The sequence below is a fragment of the Butyrivibrio sp. INlla16 genome (assembly GCF_900104155.1).
In the GTDB taxonomy this organism is placed as follows: domain Bacteria; phylum Bacillota; class Clostridia; order Lachnospirales; family Lachnospiraceae; genus Butyrivibrio.
The window spans coordinates 1-12345 of the sequence record NZ_FMYB01000028.1 but is presented as its reverse complement, the minus strand read 5'-3'; the positions used below and the strand labels follow the sequence as shown (position 1 = coordinate 12345).

Genomic DNA, 12345 nt, shown 5'->3' with positions numbered 1-12345 from the left:
TCATTTCCAACCGCACTTTTTTAAATCTTTATCAATTTCTTCTTCATCAAGGTTGCCTTGTATACCTATCAAGAAGGATTTTTTCAATACACTACCTATTCCGTCCATTGATTCAAAATAAATACCAAGCAGTCTTGAATAATCTATTGCATGTCTTTTAGAAATCAATCCATCAGAAACCAGTTTCTTAAAATGCTTGTCATAGACCTTTTTGCTGTCTTCGATAGATATAATAGGTAGAACATCTCTAAAATCGTATTTGCCTGTCAAAATAGGCTCATCCCATCCAAATGACAAATGCCCATCTATATCTAATATAACCCCGTAATTATGTATATTCTTTGAAAATAGCTTAACATCCTCCACAGAATTAATCCCAAAGAACAGATATTTTTCATTACAACATTGTCTACATATATTTACAAATAATGCCTCATTGTACAAATCGAGAATACCAGCTAGATAAATGACTTTCGCATCTGTTCGCTTTATTATAGATATTATCTCCGCAGCATTTGCATTATTGGCTTCCACCACTGTAGGTGACGCTCCATCTACTAATTCCGCAATACTATCTACCGCATATAATGCCACTCCATCTTCCAGGATAACAGCCTTACCATTCGCAAATGTTGAAATAATAAGCGCTGCTATCTCAGATGGATCATCGAAACTCAATGATATGTTATCTCTAAAATCATCAAAAAAATCCGCTATGCAAGATATCTCATCACTTGATTCTGTATTATCCGAAAATGACTTCCATTTATAAACATATGCATCTATATCATGATCTTCCCCTTGCTGAGTTCTTTTTTTGTCCTCAATGCCAAAAAGATTTTTATCAAGCTCATGTAACAAAAAGCGCTGCCTAATATTGGCAAAATATTCTGTTTCAGAAATTCTCAGATTTTGTAATTCTTTATCTATCTTCTCTTTATCTTGATTTAAATTCGCTATCTTATTGGTTAATAATTGCTTTATTTCCAATAGCTCATCCTTCTCTTTATTAAGCTTTGCAATATCTTCATTAGCATCTTTTATCTTTTCCTGTAATGTTTCGTCAGCTTTATTTTGTTTCTCCTTAATGTCTTCTTCTAAATTTAAAAGCCTTTCCTGACGCATTTGTCCAATTTCTGTATTTAGTTTTTCTTTTGACTCCCTTTCCCATTTATCATACAATTGCTTCCGTTCTAGGGATTCTGCATCTTTAATATCCTTTATCTGTGCTTGTAACTCCCTTATTGTTTTGTTTGCTTCTTTTAGTTCATTGCTAAGCCTTTTTGAATCTTTTGAATAGTCTTCAATTTCTGATTCATATTTCTGTTTAAGAGTTCTTTCTTGATTTTTTAAAGCTTCATCGATTTTATGAGCATATTGTAATTCAATTTCCTTAAACTTTTGCCCTTGTTTTATCTTTGCTTTTATTGAAGCAACAAATGAATCATCAATAATTATGTCCTTTGCTTTCAGTATTAACAGTATCATTTCCAAAGGTAAGTCTTTCGTTTCTTGACTTACTTTACTTACAAGTTCAGCATATTCTTCCTCAGTAAAAGTTTTTATTTGATCAAAAGTCACCGTCGGTGTTATTTTTTTTGTAATAACTTGCTCAAATAAATCCATGCGTTGCTCTAAAGCTTTTACTAATGCATCCTTATACTTTATGTCTCCATCTTTATATAATGAATATGCATATTTAGGCAGAAATGCTTTTACTAGCTGAGATTTTTTATCCATATTCCCCAACCTACGCACATATTTTTTATATCTCACAGGTTCTTTCTTCATGGGTTCCAAAAAATAATCCAAATCTGCATTATCAAATATGTACGATATCTCTTGGTCATCATATTTTTCTATCAAATCATTATTTAAGTCTAGCATTCACACACTCCTCCAAAATAGGCACTAATACTTTAGATAATTTCGTCTCACGTACAATTTGTTGAATTTTCATTTTTAATCTAGGATCAGTAATTTCAAGTCTCATCAACCATCTTCCAATTGTACTTGGCAAACATACTTTACCTGCCTTATCATATTTAACCATAATTCGGTATAGCCACTTCTCATTAATGTAATCAGCTTCTTCCTCATATATTTCTATTTTTTCATATGCAACCAGATTTCCATGTGACAAAACCACTATCACATCACCATTTGCAATATTTTCAATTGTTACGTCTTTCTCCTTTTGAATCTTAGATAATTCACCTGACTTCTTAATGTAAATCATCTGTTTTGAATCCAAATCGCATACTATTAGCTTTTTATCTTCATAACTTATTGAAACCACATTATCTATGCCTTCAAAAGAGCCTTTCCCTTCATAAAAGTATGCTCCGCCAGAAATATATTTCCTATCTATATTCACAACCAGCCGATTCCCTCTTGTTTGCACCTCCATTATATTATTAGTAAACATCACTTCTGGCTCACATGAAACACCTCTGTAAACATATGCTTTTGGCTCTTCATTTCCTGATATTACTTTTCCATAAATCCTTTTACATTCACTATCATATGCATAGCCATCCTCTCGTTTTATTAAAGGTGGCCATATCGGAATAAACTCCGGAGCTTTTTCTAAAAGATGTAATCTTAAATTCTCACGTAAATAATCTGATAACCTAGCATATTCATAATCACTTATTTCAGATGAAAAATGCCCCTTATACACATTCCATATTCTGTCCTTTATGCAAAGTCTTCCATATAACTCCATATGGATTCCTCTATAATTAGTTGGAACTCCTTTCTGTCTTCTAACCCAATAATATTCTGTATCGGTCGAAATAATATCCCCATGCCGAATCTTTCTACCTCCTTGTTCCGTAATAGAAAATAACGCTCCATCAAGAGAAAACCCATCTGCATAATTTGACCAATGCTTTTTTACTTTCTGCGCAAATTCACTAGGTTTTATTGATAAACAGTAATTGTTCCCCCCCTGCGGAATATAACCAATAGGAATCATCGACGTCATTTCAGCTGAAAAGCGTTCACGATTAATTAAATACCTCTCTGAATTTTCAAAACTTATTGATGCTTTGCTTTTTTCTGCCTGCAGTATCAAATCTTCAGGTAATGATTTAAATCCCATAAGTAATTTGAATTCTTTATCTTGAAATTCTCTAATATAAAGTGGTAGCCCTAACCTTTCATATACCGACTCATGGCTTTCGCCATCAACACGCCTATCACATTCCTCCGTTTCATCCGTCTTTTTATAATGCACAAAAAAATTCGCATACTTACTTGGTCTTATATATACGGGTTCCCCACATTCAGGACAAATAAACCTTCCCTTTGGGAAATATCCATGGGAATTATATTCATCAGCACTTGTCTCTTTTTGTTTCCCTCGTACATAAAAATCCAACGCTGTTTTCAATAAATCATCTCCTACTTTTTAGCAAAAAATGGTGTGATCATTCTAAGCATGAACACACCATTTTTGCTATTTCTTTACTATCTGACTGGCATATGCATATAATCGTTCAAGCATTTTGCCTTCATCATTTTCTCCGAAGCCATCTATTTTCAGGCCACCACAAAAACCCTTATATGTTCCAAATCCCAACATATTTATGGCCATTGCCATTGCTAAATCATCTGGTTTAATGTTGGTTTTAGCAGCAATCCTCTTTAATTCCTCAACCACTGTATCTTCCGGAACCTTTACTGCCTTATTACTTGACACAACCCTTTGAATAACCTCTGGTAATACCATGCACATTTTATAAAATGCATCTTCCTCACCTGTGACCATCGCATAAAACTGATCCATACTCACTCTACGAATCCTTTTATGTGATACTCTATTCCCATTAACAGTTGTTTCCCATTTAATGTTTTGAGATGACTTTGCTATGGCCTCAACCAGAAAACATGCACAATCATCATCTTTAAGCAATTGATCCTGCATCTTAATGTATGTCTTCCCTGCTGAAGCAGAATTCATTGTATTATGCTTATTCTTCATTTCAACATAAATTGTATGAACTGTATCTCCATCAGGTAAATTTATTCCAGCTTCATTCTTATAAATAACATCCCAACCGCCTTCTTGACCATTCTCAGGGACATGACAGTTTGCAATATATTTAAATATTCTTTGATGAAAATACCCTATATCATTGTTATTTGACTTATCCCTTTGCCGGAAGATCTCATTTCCAACAATTTCTTCCCAAGAAACATTGTAGACAGTTTTATCAAATAGCATTTTTATCGGATCTATAATATTTGAATTAAACCGCTTAATATCGTATGGTTCAAGTTTGTCACCATATTTGGTAATTGTGTCTTCAACATGCTTTACAAAGTCTTGCTCACTAATAAAATCAAGCTCCCAATGCAATTATATCCGCCTCCAATGCCTTCTTAATTTCATTTGCCACTTCATATGCAAGATTTACAGGAACTGCATTTCCAACTTGCTTATATTGTGACATAATACTTCCACAAAATTCCCACTCATCCGGAAAGCTCTGACATCTAGCATTTTCGCGTATGGTAAAAGGCCTTGCTTCCAGTGGATGACATCTTTCAGTCTGTTTTTGTGATGGAGAAGTAAGTACTGTAAGTGATGGTTCATCCATACTCAGTCTTCTAAGAATTCCTGTCCTTCCGCCCTCCATATACCAGCAGCTCTTCATATATTCCTTTGCTATTGCAGGATCTATATCCTTCCAATATCCTCCCGGCGGAACCATCTCAAATATCTGTCTCTTCTTCTCTCCATATGGAGTATATGGAGAATCCGGTACGTTCTTCAAAATATCACGCAAAACCGGCTTATACTCATGAGGCTTAGGAAACTCAAAATGAAGATCATTTATCAAATCATTTCTAATACCTATAGTAATAAGCCTTTCTCTTTTTTGTGCTACACCATAATCCCATGCATTCAAAATCTGTTTCTGAATCGTATATCCTGCTTCCTGAAAAACATTGAGCATGGTTCTATAAGTTTTTCCACCATCATGTGTAAGAAGCCCTCTGACATTCTCAAATAAGAACATCTTTGGCTGTAACTTCTGTAAAAAAACAGCATAATGATAGAATAGTGTTCCTCGAGTATCCTCAAAGCCCAGTCTCTTTCCAGCATAAGAAAATGCCTGGCAGGGAGCACCACCTGATAATAAGTCCAATTCACCTTTTTTAATGCCAAAGTAATCTTCCAAATCCAAGCAGGAAATATTAGCTATATCATCGTGAATAACATTCCAATTAGGTCTATTCTTCTGCAAGGTTTGGCACGCATCAGCATCAAATTCAATTAATCCTATAGTTTCAAAGCCAGCCTTTTCCACGCCAAGTGCCAATCCACCTGCACCAGCAAATAATTCAATAGTAGTACACATTTTTCACTTCTCTTCCCTATTACTTAACCACAAAACTACATATAATTTTAACATAATTTAACACGCATTAAAATGAAAATACCATGCGCAAATTGACATCTATTTCCAGCGCACACCATTCCCTTTTATGCTATATGATCTATTTCTCGATCCGTAATCTCTTGAAAACTTTCACGTCCATTCGATAATTCATTATCTCATAAATGCAATCCTATAAAATGGACAGTTTATTTGATATAATACGCTCCTCATTATCCAAGATTTAAACTACTTTTTAATTAGTTTTTCAGCATATGCAGATATTCTATTTATCCTCTGCTTATCAGCTTCGTTTAACGAAATAAGCCACTCATCAATATTATCACTGGTAATAGAGCTATGCCTTAGAGTTCTTGCAATATCAGAAGCTGTAATTATCAATATTGGGTGCCCATCTTCAACTACTTCTTTATATGCTTGGCTATCCACATAACTTGTTGTTACCATAACCCCGAATTGCCTGTATCGTATCCTCGAAATAAGTCGTGACATCTCTCGAACTCCAACAGAATTAGACTCACTATAACATTTTGCCTCCAAAGCGCAATCTATTCTTAGCGGAGGATTAGCCTTGCTTCCAGCGCCAATAACAAAGTATCCCAAAGCATCTCGACCACCGTCGCGCCAAGGTCTGGTTAATTCAAAATCTTGAAATCTCTCATCTGTCTTTTCCAAAATATCTTTAGCACATATTTCGAATCCTTGTGGAAATGTCTTGTAGTAGCTTCGGATCTTTCTCAGACATTCATAACCTTCATTATCACTCTGAAGCTGATCATACTTATTGGGCACTTGCACAATTTTTTTAGCTATTAAAGGGATAATTCCATTCCTTCCCTTTACCATAAATTGCTTCCATGCCTCCGGGGCATATTGTAAACTGTCTTCATGGTGGTAGATTAACGCATCCAACCAACGTCTATCTATTGCTTTATTCGTATCTAGAACAGTGAAATATGCTTCATAGTTCTGAAATCTCTCATCATTCATGGTTCGCCAAAAAGCAACAAGATCTTTATCGGGAGAAATCTTTGGATTACCCGGAGCAGCTAATCCAATAAATTTGACATCCCACCCACAACCAGTCTTTTTAAACACAAAAAATGGCGGGATATCTTTGATAGAACCATCTCTGCTATTTAAACAATCAAAAACAAACTCTAGCAAAAGATTACCTTTTCTCGGAGTATCAAGAATCGTCTTTCCAGGGCTTCTGTTGTCGCCATAATACCTAAAAATACCTGTTTCTTCATCTAAAAAGTCAGGCCAAGCAAGCTCCTGCATGGAAGTATACAAAACAACATAAGCCGGTAATCCTGAGCCATCTTTTCTCATAACCTTGCGGAATCCACCAGAATTACTACATCCTGGCATAAGTTTGGATAATACTTCAGAACCCTTTCCACTTATTTTTCCACCTTTATACACGGTATCAACTACTAAATCTGCATTACTCAATTGTTCAAATGCAACTTCCATATACCCCTCACCATTACATCTAACAAACGGTCTCTTGCTCTTTATTATCTATTTTACACCATGTACTCCCCAATACGATAATCTTTGAATATGCAAAGACAATACTGGAATGATTCTCTGAAAAAAGGAAAATCTCACATACCCGCATTTATGCACAAGTGAGATTTTTGTCCTTTTCAAAAGAAATGTGATTATACTTCATATAAGCTTTTTTCTTGCTTATTTAAACACAAGTAGTTCAGATAACATCCTTTACACTTCTCCCTACTACAATTTCTTGGAAGATCATCATTCCTAATATTATTTGCAGCATCTTTAATTTCTGTAACAACATCCGTCATCAATGAATCTGTAACTCGTTGTCGTTCTTGTTCTGAATTATCAAGGTTGTATATTTCTAAAAAGTCAGCCCTTTCACCGGTAAGTCTTTCGTATCCAAGCGCATATATTTTCAATTGCTCTGTATTAATACATTCCGTCACATCTCTATCAGCAGTTTTAAAATCAACAATATAAGTCTTTGTATTGCCAGAAATATCCTTTCTTTTAACTAAGTCAATACGGCCATTAACTTTAATCCCTTCACCCATATCAAGCTCAATATCAGCCTCTGCCATGGTAATGTTCTTGAATTCGTCCATATTTTTCTCGTAATAGTTTATAGCACTTTTATCTGCTCCTTGTCTCATACTTTCTTCAAGCTTAGGATTTGCATATGGTAAGTAAAAACTATTCTCTACAATTGCATGAACTTCGTCCTCGGTCAATTTTTCACCGGCAATATACTTTCTATGAATGTTCATAACAATTTCATGCATTGCCTTTCCATATCCCATTGCTGTCGCAATTGGCTGAACAAAGCCATAAAACATAGAAAGTTTGAACCGATAAGCACATTCAAAATAATCCTGAAGTATTGAAAAATTAAGGTTTATTGGCGCCAACTCTTTTTTCACTCTCGGAATATCCCCGCCCGAGTACTTCATATCCTCATCATACGCAATCATGTATGATGATCTTTTCGCTTCAATCAAAAATTGTGATATTTCTTTCTCAGCCCTATTATATGGAGCACGCGTTAAAAAAAGATACTTTCGTGAACGTGTTACAGCTACGTAAAAAAGCTTTCTCTCTTCCTCGATCCTATCCTCAGGATCATCTCCAGCAATTTTATCAGAATTTCTAATCCAATCTTTGCTTATTACATGCCATATTCCTTTCCCGCCAATCTTTTTTGATGGAAAGTTATTTTTGTTCAGCTGAGGAATAAAGACCGCTGTATACTCCAATCCTTTTGATTGATGTATAGTCATTATACTAACCGCGTCAGGTCTAATATAGGTATTCGCAATATAGCCTTCAGGATAAGTACCTTCCGCCATGTATTTCATAAAACTGCAGAAATTGTACAATTTATTTTTAGGTAGTGTAGCATAATACACAGTCTCGAAATCATTAATGACTTGTGAAAACTTTCCAAGATTGTACAGTATTACCTCAGCACTTTTATTATCCGAGTCAGAAACTATCGATAAATGCCGCAAAAAATCATGAAAAACCTTTTGGATAACAAACTCTCCATAAAACTTCATTCCTTTTACGTCAATATGTGATATTGCCTGAATTGCGTCAGATACTTCCTCTACATCCAAAGGATATGCTATATCCATCCATAGTCTTCGCAATTCTGCTGCTGTTATATCGCCATTTAAATATTCATATATTCCTTTGGCCGCTTTACATTCAGCAGTTGTGAAAAGTTCATTAACCCCTTCAACTATGAACGGTATGCCTTTTCCCTCAAAAACCTTAGCAAAACTTGATCCAAACTTCCTTTTTCTTAGCAGAACTGCCATCTCAGAATACATAATACCAGCATCATGTAGTTCTATAATTCTATCAGCAATAAACTTACATTCATCTTCAATCGAATTAAATTCAGAATAAATAGTATCTGTATCCTCATATTTAACCACTGATCCGGAAACCATTTTTTTAGGTAAACGTTTTAGATTATTTTCAATGACTTTCTGAGCAATTCCTACGATGCCTTCCGTACTTCTGTAATCCTTGTCCAAAACTATATAGTTTTTAACATTATATCTATCTTTAAAAGTGAGTATATTTTCAGGATCGCTACCCCTAAACTGATATATTGTTTGGTCATCATCTCCTACAACACAAAGGTTGCATCCCCCTTCTCTTATAAATGAGACAAGCCTCTCCTGAATCGGATTAATATCCTGGTACTCATCCACTGTAAGATATTTCACTTTAGAATATATTAAGTCTGCAAATTCCCTATTATTCTCAAGCTGAAACAACATTTCTTTCATTATCAATGAATAATCAAAATAGTTCTTTTCGTAAAATACTTCTCTATATTTCTGTACCGCTATTTTTGCCTTATCATCCCATTTATCTGAATCAAATGAGTTTTCATTCAACACTCCCATTACATTTAGAAACAAATTTGTTTCGGTGTATTTTTTTAAACCTAGTTCATTCATCCCACATCTGTCACTATATTTTTCTATAAACAGCTTTGTCTTAATCTCATCCAATACAGTGAACTTCTGAAATTGAGGAATATATTCTTGTAACATTTTCAAGCAAAAACCATGAATTGTTCCAACATACATGGTCGCAAACCCCTGCGTATTTCCTAAAACTTCTTCGCCGTATTTATATATTCTCCCTTTTAACTCTTCTGCTGCTTTTTCCGTAAAAGTAAATGCAACAATATTCTCGGGTCGGATATTGCTCTTCTGCTTTAATATATTAACTACCCTTCTAGTAACCACTCCGGTTTTTCCAGCACCAGCACACGCTATTATCTGCAAATCTTCATCAATAGTATTTATTGCTTTTAATTGATTTTCAGAAAGACCATCAAGCCATCCCATATATTTTCCTCCTGCACTTTTTACTAGAGCATAAAAAACTTACATATTTTATTGTCAATATCTTGATTTAATGCATATTGATCATCATTTATTATAAAAAGAATAACTTATTTTCCACTTGTCCTGCAGGAACATATTCCAAATTTTTACATATCTTATCTGCATATCCTGTAGTAACAGGCAATCTTGGTTTCTGTGTAGATCCCACATGTAACTGTGTCAAATAGAGAACCTGAGCAGCAGCATCTGTTATGCTAACATCGCCGCAATTCTTCTCTATCAACAACGGATTTGGAGACCCTTTTCTCTTTTTCATTAGAGTCGAAACAAGATACGCCTTTTTATCATTGAACACGCAAGATCCAAAAGCCGGATTCAAATCATTTCCGTTTTCTTCAATTAACTTGGCTCTTACATTTTTTCTAACCTCAATAATTGAATACTTTATTCCCTGAGCATTGAAATAGTATTCGTACCATTCCGAGTTTTCATTACTGAACCCATCTCTATGAATTACTATGTTATGAGGCTTCTCCCCAAAATTATCCTCATATGAAATTATAACCTGATCAAAAATATCCTGTAGCAGTTCCGTAGTTATTTTTTCACCTTTTTGAGGAATACGTGGTTTAAAAAAACCCAACATACGCCCACAACTATCAAAAACCACTGAGCAAGCCGGGTAATGTATACCCCGTTCCACCATCGCAACATCTAATCCTACAAAGCAATCCACACCTGCAGGCATCTTCTTCACAATCCAAGGAATACCTCCTGTCTTTCCAAGTATTCCAAGTACAATATTCTGAAGATAATACTTAGATGTCCTTCCGTTTTTGTGAGCATCTTGCATAAACAATCGAGCAGTTTCCATAGTAATCATCTGGGAAGGAATATTCATTTCAGCCCAGATTTTTTTGAAAGGATTATATGGATTTTCTTCGTCTTCATTATCTGGTATTAATGCTATTACAATATCAATATCATTTGTATCCTTAAGCTTATATGCCGCTCTCTTGTAGTCAGTAATGTTACCCAGATCATACTCTTCCTTGATCACTGGAGCCACTTGTATATCAATTAACCTTTCCTTTGTATATTCGTCTTTACTACCATGATACTCACCTTTTGTCGCAAACAAAAATATATCATTCGCCACCTGTTTAAAGAGTTCATACTCTCCTCTTGGATAAAGATATCCTACTTTAATCTTGTGATTAGGCTTTTGATAAAAACCATAATTGAACACCTGATATTCTCCGCCTATTTTTATAGTTCTACCACCACCACAAATAAGTTCCGGAGGAGTAATCTGTCCATACTTATATCCTAGCATCTGAGGCTTACAACACTCTTTTTCAAATGACAAACCATCCAATTCAACTATCTCCCCAATATCAGAGATGAACTCATAATCTGACTGCAGTCTTTTTGCCATTGTTCTTTTTACTAAATTATCAATCCTAACAGAAAATCCCGGATCATAACCTGTAATATATTCTCGAGTGATGATAGGTTTTAATGCCTGCGGATAATAAGGAAGTATTATACCACCACGGGACATTTCCACTAAAACTACAGGCGTATTATCCGGTAACTCGTTAACCATTATTGCCTCTTTCTTCTTTTCTATGTAATAGTCTTTAAGACTATATCCAAAATCCAATTTATCAATAACAGTATAATCACACACCTGAGTAACCGTACCACTTTGACTAAACCTCGCCCATTCATTTTTCACTTCCAACCCGCAGACATTTTTATTCATGGCGATCAAATCCATAATACTTAGCTTTGATCCAAAAAACGATTTAGTATTAAGCCAAAGATATGCAATATCATCGATAATCTCCACACTGATATTGAATGCTCTTTCAAGCCTTATACTCCTATCCTGACACTCATATATTTCATATCGACCTTGGTTATTCAAAAACCAGCAACTTGTAACTTCGCTATTACAAGAATACTTCCTATATTTATCGAATACCTTAACTGTCTTTAGTTTTTTCTTAATTAGATACTTAATGTACTCCTCATATACTCTTTTGTTTTCACCTACAACAAGCATTTTCTTTTCTTCAAATTGCAGTTCAAAATCTATTCCTCGAGGAATATTTGTTATCTCATCACTTGCAATAATCTGCTTTCCATTTTCAAATATGCCAATTTCGGAATTGTAGTTAGAAAGACTTCGGCATACTCCACGGACAATCTTGAAAGCGCTGTCTTCCACGTTAGGTGTAATGACGTTATACACATAAAATTCTGTTGCTGGTATTTTCCTATCAGATTTATATGCTTCTAGCCTTAATTCGTTCATCTTACATTCTCCTCACATGTTTTTGCATATTTTAAGCAGTCTATTTTGTGCCTTAGAATGCCCTTAATTATATTATGCGCAAATCATGTCCGTTAAAACGTACTCAATTATATTTATGCATCAAAAAAGGCAATAATCACCGTAAACTGTGACAATTACCTTTTAACAATTGGGTATTCAATTCATTATTTCAAGTAGCTTCTTTGCGCGTTCTTTCATTTCCTCA

7 protein-coding genes are annotated in these 12345 nt (G+C 34.7%); all 7 read right to left on the bottom strand.

Going from position 1 to position 12345, the window contains the following annotated elements:
* Complete coding sequence (locus tag BLR42_RS13420; RefSeq protein ID WP_091870103.1) at nucleotides 1-1887, bottom strand: hypothetical protein; 1887 nt, start codon at nucleotides 1885-1887, stop codon at nucleotides 1-3.
* A complete protein-coding gene (locus tag BLR42_RS13415) occupies nucleotides 1871-3397 on the bottom strand; it encodes a competence protein CoiA family protein (RefSeq protein WP_091870100.1) in 1527 nt (508 codons plus the stop codon). The genes BLR42_RS13420 and BLR42_RS13415 overlap by 17 nt, the downstream gene beginning before the upstream one ends.
* 66 nt (nucleotides 3398-3463) lie before the next feature.
* On the bottom strand, nucleotides 3464-4366 hold the full coding sequence (locus BLR42_RS13410; RefSeq protein ID WP_091870096.1) for an Eco47II family restriction endonuclease: 903 nt from the start codon (nucleotides 4364-4366) through the stop codon (nucleotides 3464-3466).
* Nucleotides 4350-5372 (bottom strand): DNA cytosine methyltransferase, encoded by a 1023-nt coding sequence (locus BLR42_RS13405; protein ID WP_091870093.1) that lies wholly within the window; start codon nucleotides 5370-5372, stop codon nucleotides 4350-4352. Before BLR42_RS13405 ends, BLR42_RS13410 begins: the two co-directional genes overlap by 17 nt.
* Before the next feature lie 267 nt (nucleotides 5373-5639).
* Nucleotides 5640-6890, bottom strand: a complete 1251-nt coding sequence (locus tag BLR42_RS13400) for a restriction endonuclease (protein WP_091870090.1) — start codon at nucleotides 6888-6890, stop codon at nucleotides 5640-5642.
* Between the two features lie 191 nt (nucleotides 6891-7081).
* Complete coding sequence (locus tag BLR42_RS13395) at nucleotides 7082-9796, bottom strand: ATP-dependent helicase (RefSeq protein ID WP_091870087.1); 2715 nt, start codon at nucleotides 9794-9796, stop codon at nucleotides 7082-7084.
* Between the two features lie 91 nt (nucleotides 9797-9887).
* Nucleotides 9888-12119 carry a Piwi domain-containing protein gene (locus tag BLR42_RS13390; protein ID WP_091870084.1) on the bottom strand — a complete coding sequence of 744 codons (2232 nt, stop codon included), beginning with the start codon at nucleotides 12117-12119 and terminating at the stop codon, nucleotides 9888-9890.
* Nucleotides 12120-12345: the final 226 nt, after the last annotated feature.